We start from the raw sequence: 18376 nt of genomic DNA, 5'->3' as shown, positions 1-18376 counted from the left end.
CCGCCAGGTTAGGCGCATGGCACCGCAGGTCGATGACCGCGGACGCGCGAAGCAGGCTTATCGTGCCAATCTTGCCGTCGATCAGTCCTCGATCTAGCTGCGGTCAAGCACCGACCGCCCTTCGCGCCACACGCTCGGCCGCTGCCCGTTCCAGCGCATGAAGGCGCGCGAGAAGGTGCTGCTACTCGAAAAGCCAAGAAGGAAGGCGATGCTCTCCACCGTCAGATCCGGCCGGCGCAGATAATCATAGGCCAGTTCCTCGCGCAGCCGGTCGAGCACTTCCTGGAAGGTGGTGTTCTCCTCGCGCAGGCGACGCAGCAATGTGCGTTCGGTCATGGCGAGCAACTGGGCGGTTTCCTGCTTGCTCGGCTCGCCATTGGGCAGCTGACCGATCAGCGCGTCGCGCACCTTGCGGGAAAACCGGCTGGAAAAGCGGAAGGCGAGATATTTGGCGGCCATCTCGTCGAGCATCGTCGCCAGTTCCTCATTCGCGGAGGGGACGGGGCACTCCAGGATTTCGGCGGGGAAGAGGATGCTGTTGATCGGCTGGTTGTAGCGGATGGGGCAGCGAAAGACGTCGCGGTAGGCCTGGTCGTCGGCCGGCCTGCGATGGCGGAACGTCACCTCGATCGGGGTGATCGGCGCGGACAATATCCATTCGCACAGCAGGAAGAAGCCGGCGAGCATCGTGTCGATGGTCTGGTAGATCGGCTGCCGGCCACCGGTGTTGAGGTCGACCGTCAGCCGGTAGCCCCCGCCCTCACGGCCAAAGGATACCGCCGCGGAATCAGAGATCAGGCGGGCGGAGTGGGAGAAGCGCTCGGCTGCGCGGCGCAGCGTTGCGCTGCACGACATGGCATATCCGACGACATGGAAGGTCGAAGGCCGGATATGACGCGCGACCTTCAAGCCGAAATTGGGGTCGCCTGTAGCGTCGACAGCGGCGATCCAAAGGCTGGTCACCTGATCCTGCGAATAGCGATAGGACAGGTCGCCGACACGGCTGGCATCCATGCCGATGCCCTGCATCAGCGCGGGCGGATCGACGCCAACATCCTCCAGCGCCTTGACAATCGCTAATATCCAAGCCGACAGGCCGGTCTGCACGCCTGGTCTCTCCCCTACATCCAGATATTCCTGGCGCGGCCATAATGCAGGCGCCCGTCGCGAAAGGCAAATATTCAGGGAGGGAAAGCCGCGGCCGGTCGACTCGGCTGCGGCCCGGTCTTTTCTCGGCAGAGATGTCAGCCCATCTCCTGCTCGGCAGATCGGTGATTGTGAGGCAACCCCGTCTCTATGCATGCGCGCCGCCTATACGGAGCCGCCGGGAGCGGCTGCCGCGTCAGCGCGGCGGTGGCCGTCCGTCCGCACTGCGCGGCGCGCAATCTCTGTGGCGATAATTGCAGATGATTGCAGGTGTCGCTGGGATCGGACTTGCCTATCGCGCGCGAAGTCCTGACGACTAGGCTGTCGCCTTATTCCGCGTGGAGCGCCTGGCGAAGAATGCGTCGATCTTTGCTTTCGCATCTGGCGAGCGGGCGGTGTTGAAGAAATAGCGGGTTTCGATCCTTAAGCCTGCATCGATCGGCACTTGTGCGCCTTCATACACGGCCTTGAGTATATTGCCGATGCCGGGCGACTGATCGGCTTCGGCGAGTCGTGCCGCCATGGCCGGGCCAAAAAATTGATAGGCGGCCGGAGAATGCGACCCGCCGCCGGGCAGTTTGAAACCTTTGACGTCCCACGGCGCGACGGGATCACCGCTGGTCAAAATCCATTGGCGTGCCGTTTTCAGCGCCTGTGGGCCGTCGGTGGCTGCGGCATGTACGACTCCCCCGGCCAGTGCGTCGGATAGCGTTAGCGGGGTGCCGTCGAGAAGATAGGGCAAGGCGGCGTTGATACCGATCATCCGGATCAGACGCTGGGTGGCGCCGGCTCCCGGCATCAGCCCGATGCTCGCCTCCGGCAGCGCCAAACGCAGAGTCGCATCATCTACGGCAACCCGATAATGCCCGGCCAGCGCCAGTTCGAGACCGCCGCCCAGCGCCTGGCCATGGACGATTACCGCCACGGGCTTGCCGCAGGTTTCGATCGCCCGGATGCGCTGGCTGTAGCCACCCGCCTCCGCCACTGCTGCGCGCAGGTCATCCTGGCTCTCAGCTTCGCGCCACCGGGCAATGTCATCCAGCATCTCACCAAGGTCGGCGCCGGCGCACAACCCGCCGGTCTTGCCCGATCGCACGATTGTGCCCCGTATCTCAGGGTCGGTGCGGAGCCGCTCGACGAACAGATCCAAATCTTGCTGCACCGACTGGCTGATGACGTTAATCGGCTTGCCCGGCACGTCGAGCGTGACCAATGCGACACCGTGCCCGTCGACCTCCATCGTGATATTTTGCATGCTAATGCCTCCCCTCAGACTCGCGCGATCGCCATGGCCGTACCCATGCCCGCACCCACGCACAGGTTTACGAGAGCCGACTCCTTGCCCGTGCGCTCCAGTTCGTCGAGCGCCGTGCCCAGTATCATGCCACCGGTGGCGCCCAGCGGATGCCCCATGGCAATCGCCCCGCCGTTGACGTTGAGCTTGTCGGGATCAATCTCCAGCGCCTGTTGGTAGCGCAGAACAACAGCGGCGAAGGCTTCGTTGAGTTCGTACAGATCGATGTCGCTAACGCTCATTCCCAGCCGGGCCAGCAATTTGCGGGTCACGAATTCCGGGCCGGTCAGCATGATCGTGGGCTCCGATCCGATCGAGGCCGTGCCCAGAATGCGGGCGCGAGGCTTCAGGCCTGCCGCTTCCCCCGCATCCTTCGATCCGATCAGAACGGCCGACGCGCCATCAACGATTCCGGACGAATTGCCACCATGATGTACGTGCGTAATCGGTCCCATTTGAGGGTAACGCGCCCGGGCGGCAGCATCGTAGCCAGCCTCGCCCATTTTGGCGAAAGCCGGTTTCAGCTTGCCAAGCGACTGCGCATCGGTCTGCGGCCGCATATGTTCATCATGGTCCAGAATAACGACGCCGGCCTGGTCGAGCACCGGAACCACGGATCGGACGAAGCGCCCGTCTGCCCAGGCCATGGCCGCGCGCCTCTGGCTCTCGACCGCATATGCGTCCACATCGTCCCGGCTAAAACCGTAGATCGTTGCCAGCATGTCGGCACCTATTCCCTGCGGCGCATAATAGTGATCGAACGCAAAGGTCGGATCGACCATCATCGCGCCACCGTCCGCCGCGAGCGCCACGCGCGACATCGATTCCACGCCGCCGCCGATCGCGAAGCGCGCTTCCCCAGATGCGACCTTTGCCGCAGCCATGTTGCAGGCCTCGAGCCCTGAAGCGCAGAAACGGTTGATCTGGACGCCTGGCACCTGCTCGTCATAACCTGCAACCAATGTCGCAATGCGGGCGATATCGCTGCCCTGCTCACCTACCGGCATCACGCAGCCCAGAATGACATCGTCCACCAGTACCGTATCGAGCCCGTTCCGGTCCCGGATCGCCTGCAGCGTCTGCGCAGCGAGCGAAAGCGCCGTAATTTCGTGTAACGATCCGTCCGCCCGCCCCTTGCCGCGCGGCGTGCGGACAGCATCATAGATATAAGCATTTGTCATGAAATCACCTGCTTATCGCGGAGAAAGGCGGATGGCGCCGTCGAGCCGAACGGACTCGCCGTTCAAATAGCCGTTGCTGATCATGTGCAGCGCAAGGGCGGCATATTCCTCCGGGGCGCCAAGGCGCTTAGGAAACGGAACCGATGCGCCAAGAGCGATCTGCACATTTTCAGGCAGACCCCGCATCATGGGCGTCAGGAACAGGCCCGGCAAGATCGTATTGATCCGGATACCCTCCCCCATCAAGTCGCGTGCGATCGGCAGCGTCATGCCAAGGACACCAGCTTTTGACGCGGAGTAGGCGGCTTGCCCCATCTGCCCATCTTGCGCGGCGACGCTCGCAGTGCAGACGATGGCGCCACGTTCCCCGTCCTCAAGCGGATCGAGATCAATCATGCCCTGCGCCGAAGCGGCGATGCACCGAAATGTGCCCAGAAGATTGATCTGAACGACCTTTGCAAAATCGCTCATCGGGAATCGAACGGCGCTTCCGTCTACTTTGTTTCGCGAGACGGTCTTGATACCGTTGGCGATACCGGCGCAGTTTACCAAGATACGCTCCTGCCCAAAAGCATCGCGCGCCTTGGCAAAGGCAGCATCGACCTGTTCATCGGATGTCACGTCGACCTTGCAGAATGTTCCGCCGATTTCAGTGGCGAGTGCTGAACCAACAGCCTCATTCATATCGAAGATCGCCACTTTGGCGCCCGCTGCCGCCAGCGCTTTTGCCGTTGCTGCGCCCAGTCCGGACGCTCCGCCAGTCACAACCGCCGCAACTTTGCCGTTGATAAGCATTCCCGTCCCCACTTTCATTCTTGGAGTCGGGCTTCTTGCACCATCCTGATCAGCCGGGAACAGCCAAGGAGGACAGGCAACGACCTTTCGGGACAGTTTGTCCAATCCACGTCCTTGCGTTTAGCAGCGTCGCCATGATCTTTAGGATCAGCATTGCAGTGGGAATCCGTTCTCACGGACGATGGATGAAAGCACAGCCTGCAGACTTTCGGCGACCGCATCAGGTAACCATGGGCTACGTTCGATCCGGCCAATGCGCTCGAGCGGAACGTCGATCGATGGTGACGTTCGGCACGGTCAGATCAAAGTCTGGGGCGTCGTCGTGGACGTAGGTTCGGATGGAATGGACCGCGTTGAGAGCGAGCGCGGATTTGGCACCCGACCCAATCTTCACCGCGTTGTCGATATAGCCATCGGCAGGTGTGGCGGTCGGATAGAGGACCTGCAGCGTCTGGCGGTCGCCATCATGCGGTGTGATGCGGAGCCAGTTGACAGGCAGTCCCGTCCGCTGGGCGGTCGCTGCGGCGATCGAGGACAGCTGCTCCAGAAGCGGCCCGTTGATATCGGCTTCGCAGGCCACCTTGATCGCATCGAGCGCGGCATCGCGCTTCTTGCGGCTTAACGCCTGAAGCTCCTCGACGCTCGCTGCTTCGCCGAGATCGTCGCGGGAGACCGTTGCGTCGATGTCCTCGGAGAGCCGGCGGATGAGGCCAAATCCCTTCGACAGCGAAGTGCCGCCCTTGAAGAGCAGCCTCGGGCCTTCGGGGAGTCCGTTGAAGAGCGCATCGAGCGTCCAGCAGACCAGAATTCCTTCTTGGCATTCTGCGGCGTTGTGCCGAGACGCTGCGCGGTCGCGGTAAAGAGACCCGCGCGGATATTCTGATCCGCGGACAGGATCGCATCATAATTTGGGTTCATGCGGCTTTGGGCTCGGCGGTGAGGATGGTTCTCAGATAGGCCTGCATCCAGGCCGGCAATGCCGACATGCCGTCATGCAGATCCTTGCGCAGCCGCACGCCATCCGGCTCGCGCCAGAGGAGCCGATGGCGGATAGAGCGGGCCTCTTCGACGTCGGCCGTAGTGTCGCGCAATCAGTGGAGTGCCTGGACGATCCGCATGGCCGGGCGACCGGCCCAGAAGAGCTTGCTGACGGCCGTGGGCCGGAAGCTGATTTCGAGATTGCCGAGATGGACCGGTTTCAGTCGGGAATCGGGGTGGACGACGATCTTGGCGGGGACCGCGTTGGTGAGACCAAGGTCGTTGGCGGCAGTCATGCCGTCGACCAGGACGCGAATCTGATCGCGACGGGTGATCGCCTCGACCACTTGGCGGTGATCAGCCGGATTCGGCGCCTTGGTGAGGCTGTTGAAATCTGGCTTGTCATATAGGCCTCTGTCGATCCTGCGGAGCGTGCCGGTGGCGACGAGACGCTGGAGGGCTTTGTCGAGGGCGCCGCGAGCGTTTCATGCCAACATGACTACGCGTTCAGTCCGAGCGTCGTATGGCGTCGATCGCCTTAAACTGGTCATCACATCGGTATGGCGGAAGCGAGCTGAAGGTTGGCGAATCGTCCTTGCTCACGAGTCTTTGGTACCGCCATCTCAATAGCGGCGAATGTCCGCTAACATAACCTGTCGTTCGCGCACCCGCGTCGCAATGACGTAAGTTGGTCGACGGCAGACTGAACGCTCTCGTGAAAACGTTTCAGACCGGACGCTTTAGCTTCCGGTTGGCCGGTTAGAGCCTAGGGCGCTGTTGCGATGGCCGGCCGTGGCGCCCGACACGGACGTTGCACCCCTCGATCCCACTGACCGGGACGACGCCACCTGATAATCAGGGTTGAATTGCGTAGATCACCTGCACGCGGACTTGCGTTTCGATCGCGCGGGGCTTCAGTCCGATCGCAACCGGCGGCGGTGGGGGTGGAGGCGGTGGCGGCGAGTTGACCCGCGCTGCCGCGACGACGATCTCGTCATACGGGCCTGGGCCGTTGAAGCTGAGGTTGGACACGTTTAGGACGCCGCCGAGCCTGACACCGGAGGCGCGCGCGATGGCTTCAGCCTGAAGTCTTGCTTCGGCCACCGCCTCCGCGATCCCGCGCCGCCGTATCTCCTTGTCCTCGGCGAGGAAGTAGCGGTCGATGCGGGGGTTGGTCGCACCGAGACGGCCAGCAAGCGACACCATTGTGCCGGCCTCGTTCACAGCCGCGGTGCGGAACTCCACCTGAAGATCGGCGGTATAGCCGATGATCGCGCATTCGCCGGTCGACAGGCGCGGATTGCCGTAGGTGTTGCGATTGCAGTCACGCCCGCGCACCTCGGCAATACCGACTTGAGCGGCACGTATATCGGGTCGGGCAGAGACGCCTGCCAGTCCCTTCTCGATCGCGTCCCGTTTCGCCACCATGTCGCGCACGGCCTCGTCGCTGGTCGCGCCTTCGCCATGAACGGAGAAGCTAACGACGGCACGGTCGGGCGGGCTCGGGACCGTCGCAGCACTATTCACGACGATCCGGGGGCGCTGTTCCTCGCCCGATTGCGCGATTGCGGCGCACGGCCAGAAGATGGGGAGAAAAATGGCAAAGCGGCGCATGTAAATCTCCGGAGAGGGAGCCGCAAGCCTAGCCGACAGCACACCAGATGCAACATCCTAATTGATATTGACTCGCAATACTATCCCTTTTAACGATCATGCAAATTGGGGGAAACATCGTGCGCGCTCTATATCTGGCTGCCTGCAGCCTGTTTGCAATTCATGCCGCAAGTCCGGCCTTCGCTCAGGCTCCTGCTGGCGAGGCCGACGGGAATGCCGACACCATCATCGTCACCGGTGAAAAGGCCAATCGCTCGCTTCAGGATACGTTGACGAGCGTCGCGGTGACGACGCCAAAGCGTATGGAGCAGGAAAACCTCATCACTATTCAGGATGTGTTCCAGCGGACCGCCAACGTCACCGAAACCTATGGGGTCTCCGGCTTTACCATCCGTGGCATCGCAAACCGTGGCATCACAGGCGGCGAAGGAGCCGCGCTCGCCACCATCTTCGTCGATGGGGCTGCTCTACCATCGGCCATCGTCCAGGCGGCACCCACGGATATGTGGGATGTAGAGCAGGTCGAGATTTTGCGCGGGCCTCAATCCACGCTGCAAGGGTTGAATGCGCTGGCAGGGGCGGTCATCCTGCGCACGACCGAGCCGACGATGAACTGGTCGCTGCGCGCCCGCTCTCAATATAGCAGCGGCGACGACCGGCAGTTCGCCGTGGCCGCCGGTGGACCGATCGTTCCGGGCGAACTTGCGTTCCGCGTTTCGGCCGAAAAGCGTGACGCGGACGGTTTCACCTGGAACCCGACGCGCCGCGCGCATGAAAATCCGCTGGATTCCACCAATGTCCGCGCCAAGCTGCTCTGGACGCCCAGCGATCTGCCGGGATTCGAAGCGCGCGCCGGCTACACGCATTATGACCGTTATGGCGGTTACAGCTTCAGCTATGTCGATACGACCACGCCTGACTTCTTCGACCATCGGCGCAATTTTTCCAATGTCCGCAATGACAGCGATTCCAATACAGATATCGGCACGCTCGACCTGCGTTATGATTTCGGCGGCGGCCTCAACCTGACGGCGATCACAGCCTATAATGATGTGGCCGAGATCAACAATTACGACAATGACCTGACAGCGGCGGACAGCGGGCAATATGTCCAGCGCAACCGTTACAAGACCTTCTCCCAGGAACTGCGGCTGAATTATGAGGGGGAAAGGCTGAGCGGTCTGCTCGGCGCCTTCTATTACAGCCGCAGGAACAGCATCAATACGACCAGCGAGACTGGTGTTCCGACCCCGATCGGCACGATCGCCGCGCTGCTCCAGTCGAATGGCCTTGATGCGGCGACCGCGCAATATGTCGCCGGCCTCTACGGCGCGGCCCTGCCCCAGATCCCCGTCGATTTCGCGTCGCAGGGCGCGGGCAAAGTTCGAACCTACGCCCTGTTCGGTGACGCCCGGTTCAAGCTGACCGACCGGCTTTCGTTGCTCGGCGGCTTCCGCTACGATCGTGAAACCAACAGTATTGCCGTGGCGCAGCAGACGACCTTTGCCGGCACCTATCCTGACCCGCTGGCCTTTGGTCCGGCAGGCTCGCCTCTCTGGTTTGCGGTCATGGGCATCAATGCGGGGGTTGAGGGGATCGTGTCCGACGCGACCGGCGGCGCTGTTGCGATCAACCGCACCTTCAATGCTTTCCTGCCCAAGGCCGGGATCGAGATGGCATGGACGCCGGACATCAAGACCGCCTTCACCGCGCAGCGTGGTTATCGCTCGGGCGGATCGAGCAGCAACTTGGCCCGGTCGGCAACCTTCGCCTATAATCCCGAATTCACGTGGAATTACGAACTTTCCTTCCGCTCTGCGTGGCTGGACGATGCCCTGACGCTCAATGCCAACGCCTTCTATGTCGACTGGAAGGATCAGCAGGTGTCGGCCAATTTCGGCCTCAACGTCTATGACACCAATGTCATCAATGCCGGCAAGTCGCATCTCTATGGCTTCGAGGTGGAAACGGCGCATCGCGTCAGTCCGGCCTTCGACTGGTATGCCTCCGTCGGCTATACCAAGACCAAGTTCGACGAATTTTCGACGACGATGGGCAGCGTGACCGACTATGCCGGGCTGGAATTTGCCCATGCGCCGCACTGGACCTTGTCGGCAGGCATCAATGCGCGCCCGGTCGAGCATGTCAGCCTGAATGTCAACGCGAGCCATCGCAGCGCACTATTCTCCGAAATCAGCATCCCGCAGTCGGAAACGCGGCTGAGCGCCCGCACGCTGGTGAACGCACGCATCGCCTATGAGGCAGAGCACTGGACGGTTTCGGCCTTTGCCTCCAACCTCTTCGACGAAGAATATTTCCAATATACCGTCGAAGGGCTGGGTCGCGGCGTGCTGGGTAATCCCCGCGTGCTGGGCGTATCTCTGGAGACGAACTGGTAATGATGACGCTCGCCGCCTGTCTCCCCATGCTGGCCGGTGGAGCACTGGGCGCCTGGGCGCTGCGCCGGGCGTGGCGATCTCCGGCTGAAAAGGGCGCGGGCTACCGGGCGCTCGGCTGGGTGGCTATCGTCGTGACACTGGTCTGGCCGGCAGTCCTGCTGGGCGACATGCGCGGGCCGTTCATAGCGCTGGCCATGATGTCGGTAGCCGCGCTGGCGGTGGTTGCGAGTGGAGCGACGGTCCGTCCGGCCAAGGCCCGGAGGTCAGATCGCGCCGGGCGCGCATCGGACAGCCTAGCGCCCGAACCATCGGACAGGCCGACGACCCGCTGGCGCAACATATTGCGCTGGCTGCTGGCCGGCCCGATCGGCATGATCGCGGCCATGGCGGTGGGCATATGCTATGCCGTCTGGGTGCCCGGCGAGGCGCAGACGCGGCTGCTGATCGGCGCGTTGATCGTGCCAGTCGCCTGGGGCGGCGCCATGGCCTGGACCTTGGCAGACAATCGTATCCTTCGCGCGACGGCGGTTCTGGTCGGCACCGCGCTCACTGGCTTCGGCCTGGCCATATTGAAGGGGTTCGCGTGACCACGACTGCCAGACGCAAGCCGCTCCTGTCCCGCGTGCCCGCCGACTTCGTACGCGCGGTGCTGAAGGGGCATAGTTCGCTTGGCCTCGCCTTCGCCGCGATCATCTATCTGGTCTGCCTGACCGGCAGCATCGCCGTGTTCGCTCATGAATTTCAGCGCTGGGAAACGGCCGGCGCGCCGCGCCTGACCAGCATATCGCCCGATGCCGTCCAGCACGCGCTGGAGGCGGCGATTGCGCGGGTCAGCGGCGGCGCGGAACATGCCTATATCAATCTGCCCACGCCCGATCTGCCGCAGGCCAGCATCAGCGTCGAGAAGGACCATGTGCAGCATGGCTGGATATTCGACGCCGCCGGCAATCTGGTTGCGCCCGGCGATGCGCCGTTCAGCGAATTCCTGACACGGCTGCACATCAACCTGCACATCCCGGGCAGCTGGGGCATCTTCATCGTCGGCCTGACCGGCGTTGCACTGTTGTCCTCGCTCATTTCCGGGCTGCTCGCCCATCCCCGCATCTTCCGCGACGCCTTCCACCTGCGACTGGGCGGTTCGCGCCGGTTACAAGAGGCGGACCTGCACAACCGCATCGGCATTTGGGCGCTGCCTTTCCATGTCATCGTATCGCTGACGGGCGCGCTGCTGGGCCTCACCACCATCATCGTCGGCGTGTTGGGCATGGCGCTGTTTCAGGGGGACACAGCCAAAGTCTATGCCCTGTTCATCCCACAGGCGCCCAAGGACGATCCGCGCCCTGCGCCGATCATCGACCTGCGCCCGATGTTCCCGGCCGTCGATCGCGCGGCGCCGGGCGGTCGCACCGACCTCATCCTGCTGGAGCATCCCGCCGAAATGGGCGGAGCGGCGATGTTCAACGTTCAGCGGGAGGACACGCGCCTTTCCAACTACGACGCCTATGCCTTCGATCGCACGGGCAAGCTGTATCACCACGCCCGGTCGTCGGAGAATAACCTCGGTGAACGCATATTGGGATCAATCGGCAAGCTGCATTTTGGCTGGTTCGGCGGCGCTGCGGTCAAGATCGCCTATGCGCTGCTAGGCCTTGGTCTCACCTATCTGGCGGCAGGCGGCGTCACTATCTGGCTCGCCCGGCGAGGCGACAAGCGCAATCCAGCGCCTGGCCTTGAACGGCTATGGGCCGCAACCGTCTGGAGCCAGCCGGTCGCCCTTGCCGCCACGGCGCTCGCAACGGCGGCGGCGCTTGGCGGCGTCAGTAAGCAGGCGCTGATCATGATATGGGCGGCCGTGACGCTGATCATCCTCTTCTCCGCCCTGCGGGTAGAGGCGACGGCCTTGTCGCTATGGCTCAAGCGTGCTGCTGGCGTGCTGCTGATCGCCACGGCGCCGGCCCATGTGCTGCGCTTCTGGCCCACCGATCCGGTCATCTGGTCGGTCGATGTCGGGCTGATGGCGTGCGGCGGCGTGCTGTTGTGGCTAGCGCGCGGTGCTGTCGTGCCGCCGGTGCCAGCCCGCTCGCGATGACCACGGACGTGCCGGCACCGACATGATCGACAGCGTAGCCATGCTCGAGGCAGTGACGGGCTGCACGCCGCCCGCCATGCATCTCAAGGTCATCGACCATCTGGACGAGGGCGCGTTGCAATGGCTCGCCCAATCGCCACTGGCGTTCGTCGGTCTGGGTTCCGATCTGCGCGCCGCTAAGGCCGGCGTCATCGCGACCATCGGCGGTGGTGCACCGGGCTTTGTATCGGGCGACGCCCGGCGGTTGCGCATCCCGCTGGCATCGCTGGACAATGCCGAGCCCCTGGCGGTCGGTGCGTCGTTCGGATCGCTGTTCCTGATCCCCGGTATCCGGGAGGCATTGCGCATTAATAGCCGGGTGGAGGCGGTGGATTCCGACCATCTGCATGTCGTCGTGGAGGAATGCTACGGCCATTGCGCGAAGGCCGTCATCCGCTCGGATCTGTGGGTGGCGCAGCCCGGCGACGTACCGACGGACCTTGCCGCCTTTGTAGCAGCGAGCCGGTTTCTGGCGCTGGCCACGGTTAGCGCGGGCGGCCAAGCGGATCTCAGTCCGAAGGGCGACCCCGCCGGTTGCATGGCCATGCTCGACGGCGACCGGCTATGGTTTGCCGATCGGCCCGGCAACCGCCGTGTCGACAGTTTTCGCAACATCGTTGAGCAGGCGCAGACGGGGATCGCCCTGCTTGTGCCCGGCGCCGCCCGTCCACCGCGGTCCGTTACATCATATCCCCCATATTTGCCCGATTTTCAACGCATTAGGCCATCCGCTGATCGACAGGCCGAGCGATGGCCGCCTGCGCTTTGTCTGGTGATCCAGAAGTGGCAGGTCCTGTCAAAATAAACCGTACACGAACTGGCCGATGGCTGTCCGTACCTGGTCGACTGCTACCGGAAGCGACGCAACGCGAACGGCAGCTATCCGCCGCCCCTCGCTCCAAAGCGACGTTCGCTTATCGGCCATTAGCAAAACCCGACGAAAAGACAGAGTGGGATCGTCAGCCGGTGAGCAAGCCCGCCATGGATACTGGCAGCCACCCTGTTTGATCCGCCTACCCAGTTTAATTCATGGTCCGTTCCCTTGTATCTGCTATTGTGCTATAAGTAATTGGGAAAACAATAGGATTCCCGATTCCAGCAAGAACGAACTGGGGCCTTTCTGGGGGCCTTACCGCTCATCTCATTTTCATTACATATCTGAAAATTAAACCAGAATTATTGTGGATTGGATTCCGGCTCGGTCTGGCGACGTCTGCCAACAGTTGAAAAATCCATAATTTCCGGTAGTTTATGGGCATTCGCTGATTGTGAGTGGATGCCCTTGTTTGCCTGCAATTGCGGATGATGGGAGCCTCACTTTGCCCTGGCAGAATCGAGGCCCCAATGGCGCTAACCGATACCGCTATGCGCGCGATCAATATCGGGAAAAGCGCGCTCCCCAGACGTGGCCATTCCGCCGGCCGCGTGCTCGATGGAAGAGGTTGCGCTCAATCGAACCCTGACCGAAGGTTGAGACCCAGCGCGTCCTCGTCTGCGGTCGCTGCCGCCAGTTCGCCCTGTGCGGCGGCAATGCGTGCGCGCGCTTCGATCAGCTTCACTTCTGCGTTGGCGGCACTTTCCTCGCGTTGGTTGACCAGGAAGAAGTCGCTGGATCCAAGATCGAAGCGGCGGCGTTCTGCCCCCGCCAACTGCTGGGCCAGCGCGCGTTCCCGCTCGCTCGTCGCCACCAACTGGCCGGCCGTTTCCACCTCCATGCCGATCGCCATGATTTCGGCGCGGATTTTTTCCGTCAGATAGCGCTGCTTGACCGTCAGTTCGTCGATCTTTGCCTGGGTTTCGGCGATCTTGCCCCTCGCCTTGCGATTCTGGAGCGGTATCTTGAAGGTCACGCCAACGATCGTCTCCAGCGGCGTCCGACTGCTTCCGCCTAGCCCTGCTTGGCCCATATCCTTGGCGACCTCGCCGGTCAGGTCCAGCCGCGGCTTCATGTCGTTGCGCGCTACGGCCAGCTTGACCATCGCCTTGTCGATTTCCTTCAGCAGGATGGCGAAGCCGGGCTGACGTTCGAGGTTCAAGGTCGGGTCCGTCCCCAGGCCATCGAACGCCTTTGCCTCGTCCGGCAGTCGCGCGTCATCGACCACGACCGGCAAGCCCTGATCGTCGCGATAGTAGAGCGACAGCTTCACCGCCGCCGCACGAAAGTCCTGCCGCGCATCGACGACAAAGGCCTGCCGCCTGACCAGGTTCGCCTCATTCTCGATCAACAATATGTCCGGCTTGGCCCCCAGCGTGACCTGACGCCGGATGCCCTGGGTCCGATCCTGCGCCAGCGCCAGCAGCGCCTGATAGGCTTTCAGTTTCAGCCCCGCCGCCACCCACTTCTGATAGGCTTCGATCGCGCGCGCCTGAACCCCGATGCTGGTTGCCTTCGTCTCGAAACGCGCGATGTCCATATCGTTGGCGGCCAGGCTAAACGTCGACCGGCGCTCATCGATCAGGCGGTCGCGCAGCAGGGAAAAGAGGGCGCCGACCTTCACCTCTCCCAGCCGATTGGTGAAGGCCTTGTCTTCGTAAATCGGGAAGTCCCCGCGCGAGACACGATATTGCCCGTACACATAGCCGCCATTATCCATGAAGGGCTGCTCTGCCTTTCCAGCAAGCTCCGTTCCGTCATAATAGCCAGCAACCCGGCTACGTCCTTCCGCTGCGAAGACGGTGTCGAACGCACCCTGCGCCGTCAGCGTGCGGGCGTCGGCCTGGCGATTGCGCGCCAGCGCGGCAATGATATCCGGGGCGGAACGGGCGGAGGATCGCAAAACTTCTTCCAGCAAGAGGGGGTTGCCCGGACGCGCCGTTGACGGTCCCACGCCACCCTGCGCGTGCGCCGCCGATGCTGCCGTCGCGATGAAGAGCGCTCCCATGCAGAGGATGATGCGGATCATCACTTCTTCTTCTTTTCGATCGAGCTTTTTTCGTCCTTGCCTTCCTGCTTCTGCGCCACCTGATCCTGACCGAAATTGAGCGGGAAGTCGTTAAGCTGGCGCCACAGTTCATAACCGACTGTGACATTATCGCCTTGTATCCAGCCGATCACCTTGCTGCCCTGGCGCACGAACCGCCGGTCCGGCCAGGCGAGACTGCCGGGCCGGGGTTCGACCAGCACGCGAAACAGCCCATCGGCGCGCGGTGTGGGATCGACCGAGCGCACCTGACCATCATAGATGCCGACCGCAAAGGCTGGCCAGCCGCTGAATTGAAAGGCTGGAAAACCTTCAAACTCCAGGCGCACGGGGCGGCCCTGATCGACCAGTGGAATGTCGCGGCCGTCAACATACAGCTCGACCGCGCGCTCGATTTTCTCCGGTGCGATGAACGCCAGGACCGTGCCGGCAGAGATCAGCGCACCGCCGGCTGCGGCGTTGAGGTTCTGGACACGTCCGTCGCGCGGCGCGGTGACGATCTGCGCAGACTGCCGCCTTTGCCGCACCTCGATCTGCTGCAGCTTCGCCCGCGCCTCGGCCAGCTTGGCGTTGGCATCGGCGACCTTGATCTGCGTCTGTTCATAATCCCGCCGCGCGGCCAGCCCCTCGGCCAAAAGCTGCCCCGTGCGCCCTACATCGATTGATGCAACGGCGCGCGATTGTTCGATGGCGGCGATCTGCGCCACGACTTCCGCCTTCTCGGCGGCCAGCCGATCGAGGAAATTCGGATCGACATCAACGACCTGAACGATGGGGTCGCCGGCCTTCACCCATTGACCGTCCTGCACGAAGAAGCGCGCAACGCGGCCATCGACCAGCGACGACATCTGCTGCGGCCTGTCGTCGGGGTCGAGCGCGATCACCTGCCCGCCCCCTTGCGCGGTCTGCCGCCACGGCACGAACAGGATGGCGACCGCCAGACCGATTCCCAGCAGCAGGAGCCAGGCCACCACCACCGCCGCGCGTGGCGGCTTCAGGCTGGCAAGCGACCGGAAATGCGTCAACTGCGCAGGCCCGATCGTCATGCCGCCGGCTCCCTTGCGGCAAGGAAACGCGCCAGTTCCGCCTGGGTGGCAAAACGGCGTTGCGCGCGCACCCCCAGCCAGAAATAGCTGTCGAGCGCCATCGCCTGGGGCCGGCCCGTGAACAGAAGGACGGTCGTCCCATGCTCTCGCAGCGTCCCCAGCGTTGCGTATAGTGGTTCGACAGGCATCATGTCGTAGAGCTGCGACAGCAGCAGTAGCTTGGGCCGGCTAAGCAATGCCATCGCCAGCTTCAACTGCATCACCTCGACAATCGACAGGGGCGACCCCGAACTGGCCAGTTGCGTGTCAAGTCCGTCCGGCAGGCTGGCAATGCGCGCGGCCAGGCCGACCCTGTCGAGCGTGCGCAGGATCAACGCACCATCCGCATTGCGGCCTGCCGCCAGGTTCAGATATTCGCGAATGGTGACATCGACGATCGTGGGCCGGTTTAGCACCATGACGGCGGATCGCAGCAGATACATGTCCAGGCTGCCAAACTCGCTGCCCCCGATCGACAACAGCCCTCGCTCGGGACTTGCATGACGCTTGAGCAGAAGCGCCACCTGACTCTCGACGCCTGGCTCTGCCACTATGACAGCCTGTTCGCCGCTGCCGATCGCGAAATCGAAGCGCGATCCGGTCAGTTCCACGTCGCGAAACCGTACCGAGCCATCGGGCGGCGACTGTCCGTTCAGCCCCGCCGCTTCCTGCGGTATCGCGAAAATCTGCGACAGTTCCTCCGAACTCGCCACCAGATCGTAGAAGGTGTCGAGATACCATCCCAGCTGAGAGATGCCGTAGAAAACGCCAGAGAGGATAAGCTCGGCCGCAACCAGCTGGCCGATGGAAAGCTGTCCCGCCAGAATGAGGTTGCCGCCCATCGCCAGCAACGCGGCGGCAGCGAGCGCATAGACCAGGAAATACCCCAAAGCCTGCGCAAAGCTGTAGCGGAAATAGCGACGATGCGCCCGGATATAGTTGGCGGTGACCGCCTCGGACCGATCCATCGCGAAATCGAGATGGCGCGCGGATTTGTAGAAGCCGTTCGACGCGCCCACGCTTTCCAGCCAGTGCGCCGCTTCATGCTTGGCGTGCGAAACGCCGACGGCACCCGTGATCGCGCCGCCCCGCCAGACCAGCCAGATCAGCAGGCATGTCGCCACCAGAATGACGTTAAACGCCAGGAAGAACGGGTGGTAGAAACTCGTCACGATCAGGCCGACGACGCCCTGCAGGATGATCGTGAAGCACCCGATCACCAGGCTGGGGACCGATTTTTGGACCACCACCATGTCGAAATAGCGGTTGAACAGGCTGCCACGGCTTTCATCCGCGAAAAAGGGGTTCTGCGCATGGACTGCGCGCACCGTAACCTCCGCAACCACCCGGGCGAAGATGCGGCGCTCGAACATCGCCAGCAGATAGATGCGTAGGGCGCTGAGGCCGGCGACGACTAACAGCAGGGCAAGCAGAACGCCCGACAATATCCAGAGCGGCGCAGGCAGAGCCGTGCGGGCGACTGAGTTGATCAGCAGCTGGACCGAAATGGGCGTCGCCAACGACAAAAGGGTGATCGCCAACGTGTAGACAATGCCCACGTTCACATAGCTCTTGTCAGGCCCCACAATCTCCGAGAGCCATGCGGCGGCATTCCGCAGACCCAGACGCTCTCCAGCCAATCTAAACCTCATGGACGTGATTTGTGCGACGTATATGCACGCCCCTTTGCAACGCAAGGACCCTCGCTGCGTTGCAACATAATCTCACAATTTAGCAACGCGTAATGACCGGCAGAACGCATGAATGCAGCGAGGCAATTGAAAAAGTGCCCGTAGAATATGGTACAATGGCCGGTCCAGCCGATCCGCCCGCTGCCGATCGCCATCCTACCCCGCCCGGCTCGCTCCAGCGCTCGGCGCAGCACACGAACGGCGGTGTCATGTTGGTCGGCATCGACGATGAACTGCACGTCGATAGTGCAGATCTGGTGCTGCATCGCGACGATGGGGACATGGGCATCCGCCATCCTCCCGATCGAACATGTTTCGCACCCGAAGCGGAATGTCGGTCGGCCTTAACCCTCTGCCCGCGTCGGGATGGACCGCCTCCATGCCCAGATTGGCAAGCTGGTCCGCCACCCGGTTTCCCGCTCTCGACTTATGCGCGCCGCTGTGGCTAAAGCAGCGCCATGATGAAGCTGTTTATCGGTAACAAAGCCTATTCGAGCTGGTCGCTGCGCGGCTGGCTGGCGTGCAAGCTGTCCGGCCTGCCCTTTGAAGAGGCGGTCGTCCCCCTCTATGACGAGGCATGGGAAAAGCGGCGCGAGGGCGACGAGTTTGCGCCATCGTCCGGCAAGGTGCCGATCCTGTGGGACGGCGACGATATTGTCGTGTGGGACAGTCTGGCCATCGTCGAATATCTCAATGAAAAGACCGGGAACGAGAAATTCTGGCCGACCGATCCCGCCGCGCGCGCCATGGCCCGATCGATGGCCGCGGAAATGCACTCCAGCTTCGCCGCGCTGCGCCGCGAGCATAGCATGAATATCCGCCAGATTTACGATGCGGTGCCACCGTCCGAAGCGGTCAAGCAGGATCTGGCGCGCCTGATGCAGCTATGGGCGCAGGCCCGCGCCCGCCATGGCGGGCAGGGCGATTTCCTGTTTGGCCCGTTTGGCGCCGCCGACGTGATGTTCGCACCGGTGGTGACGCGGCTCATCACCTATCAATTGCCCGTGGCCCGCTTTGCCGAAGCCTATATGCACGCCATCATCGCCCATCCGTGGATGCAGGAATGGATCGGCGGCGCGCAGGCCGAGGACTGGGTGATCGACCGGTTCGAAGTCCCGCCACAGGTGGCTTGAAGGGACCGGAC

16 protein-coding genes and 1 pseudogene are annotated in these 18376 nt (G+C 62.8%); 5 read left to right on the top strand and 12 right to left on the bottom strand.

The window, feature by feature from the left end; genetic code table 11:
* Positions 1–93: 93 nt before the first annotated feature.
* The 8 genes and pseudogenes from D0Z70_RS13300 to D0Z70_RS13270 form a co-directional block, all read right to left on the bottom strand.
* Positions 94–1107: an AraC family transcriptional regulator gene (locus D0Z70_RS13300; RefSeq protein ID WP_182913958.1), complete on the bottom strand. Its 1014-nt coding sequence runs from the start codon at positions 1105–1107 to the stop codon at positions 94–96.
* Positions 1108–1462: 355 nt separating this feature from the next.
* Positions 1463–2401, bottom strand: a complete 939-nt coding sequence (locus tag D0Z70_RS13295; protein ID WP_119747193.1) for an enoyl-CoA hydratase/isomerase family protein — start codon at positions 2399–2401, stop codon at positions 1463–1465.
* Positions 2402–2415: 14 nt separating this feature from the next.
* On the bottom strand, positions 2416–3621 hold the full coding sequence (locus D0Z70_RS13290) for an acetyl-CoA C-acetyltransferase (RefSeq protein ID WP_119747191.1): 1206 nt from the start codon (positions 3619–3621) through the stop codon (positions 2416–2418).
* A gap of 12 nt (positions 3622–3633) precedes the next feature.
* Positions 3634–4416, bottom strand: a complete 783-nt coding sequence (locus tag D0Z70_RS13285) for an SDR family oxidoreductase (protein ID WP_119747189.1) — start codon at positions 4414–4416, stop codon at positions 3634–3636.
* A 235-nt stretch (positions 4417–4651) separates the two neighbouring features.
* Positions 4652–5143 (bottom strand): nucleotidyl transferase AbiEii/AbiGii toxin family protein, encoded by a 492-nt coding sequence (locus tag D0Z70_RS13280; RefSeq protein ID WP_239018929.1) that lies wholly within the window; start codon positions 5141–5143, stop codon positions 4652–4654.
* 187 nt (positions 5144–5330) lie between these two features.
* Positions 5331–5507 carry a hypothetical protein gene (locus D0Z70_RS24925; RefSeq protein ID WP_182913957.1) on the bottom strand — a complete coding sequence of 59 codons (177 nt, stop codon included), beginning with the start codon at positions 5505–5507 and terminating at the stop codon, positions 5331–5333.
* Positions 5508–5855 (bottom strand): annotated as a pseudogene (locus D0Z70_RS25175) (DUF6088 family protein); the annotation flags it as partial.
* Between the two features lie 394 nt (positions 5856–6249).
* On the bottom strand, positions 6250–7008 hold the full coding sequence (locus D0Z70_RS13270; protein WP_119747186.1) for an SIMPL domain-containing protein: 759 nt from the start codon (positions 7006–7008) through the stop codon (positions 6250–6252).
* A gap of 119 nt (positions 7009–7127) precedes the next feature.
* On the opposite strand from D0Z70_RS13270, the gene D0Z70_RS13265 reads away from it, so the two are divergent.
* The 4 genes from D0Z70_RS13265 to D0Z70_RS13255 are packed head-to-tail and all read left to right on the top strand — an operon-like array spanning position 7128 to position 12340.
* Entirely contained in the window at positions 7128–9407 is a 2280-nt protein-coding gene (locus tag D0Z70_RS13265) for a TonB-dependent receptor (protein WP_275402214.1), read from the top strand.
* A complete protein-coding gene (locus D0Z70_RS25360) occupies positions 9407–9994 on the top strand; it encodes a hypothetical protein (RefSeq protein ID WP_239018916.1) in 588 nt (195 codons plus the stop codon). Before D0Z70_RS13265 ends, D0Z70_RS25360 begins: the two co-directional genes overlap by 1 nt.
* Positions 9991–11496, top strand: coding sequence for a PepSY-associated TM helix domain-containing protein (locus D0Z70_RS13260; RefSeq protein ID WP_239018915.1), 1506 nt, complete (start codon positions 9991–9993; stop codon positions 11494–11496). The genes D0Z70_RS25360 and D0Z70_RS13260 overlap by 4 nt, the downstream gene beginning before the upstream one ends.
* A gap of 22 nt (positions 11497–11518) precedes the next feature.
* Complete coding sequence (locus D0Z70_RS13255) at positions 11519–12340, top strand: pyridoxamine 5'-phosphate oxidase family protein (protein WP_119747180.1); 822 nt, start codon at positions 11519–11521, stop codon at positions 12338–12340.
* Positions 12341–12983: 643 nt separating this feature from the next.
* Here the strand turns inward: D0Z70_RS13255 and D0Z70_RS13250 are convergent.
* The 4 genes from D0Z70_RS13250 to D0Z70_RS25355 are packed head-to-tail and all read right to left on the bottom strand — an operon-like array spanning position 12984 to position 17528.
* Positions 12984–14438 carry a TolC family protein gene (locus D0Z70_RS13250; protein WP_119747178.1) on the bottom strand — a complete coding sequence of 485 codons (1455 nt, stop codon included), beginning with the start codon at positions 14436–14438 and terminating at the stop codon, positions 12984–12986.
* Positions 14438–15502, bottom strand: a complete 1065-nt coding sequence (locus tag D0Z70_RS13245; protein ID WP_119747176.1) for an efflux RND transporter periplasmic adaptor subunit — start codon at positions 15500–15502, stop codon at positions 14438–14440. The genes D0Z70_RS13250 and D0Z70_RS13245 overlap by 1 nt, the downstream gene beginning before the upstream one ends.
* On the bottom strand, positions 15499–17181 hold the full coding sequence (locus tag D0Z70_RS13240; protein ID WP_119747174.1) for an ATP-binding cassette domain-containing protein: 1683 nt from the start codon (positions 17179–17181) through the stop codon (positions 15499–15501). The genes D0Z70_RS13245 and D0Z70_RS13240 overlap by 4 nt, the downstream gene beginning before the upstream one ends.
* An 8-nt stretch (positions 17182–17189) precedes the next feature.
* Positions 17190–17528, bottom strand: a complete 339-nt coding sequence (locus D0Z70_RS25355; protein WP_239018914.1) for a hypothetical protein — start codon at positions 17526–17528, stop codon at positions 17190–17192.
* Positions 17529–17690: 162 nt separating this feature from the next.
* On the opposite strand from D0Z70_RS25355, the gene D0Z70_RS13230 reads away from it, so the two are divergent.
* A complete protein-coding gene (locus D0Z70_RS13230; protein ID WP_182913955.1) occupies positions 17691–18365 on the top strand; it encodes a glutathione S-transferase family protein in 675 nt (224 codons plus the stop codon).
* Positions 18366–18376: the final 11 nt, after the last annotated feature.

The organism is Sphingobium terrigena (genome assembly GCF_003591655.1).
In the GTDB taxonomy this organism is placed as follows: Bacteria; Pseudomonadota; Alphaproteobacteria; order Sphingomonadales; family Sphingomonadaceae; genus Sphingobium; species Sphingobium terrigena.
This window is presented reverse-complemented; position numbering and strand designations above follow the sequence as displayed.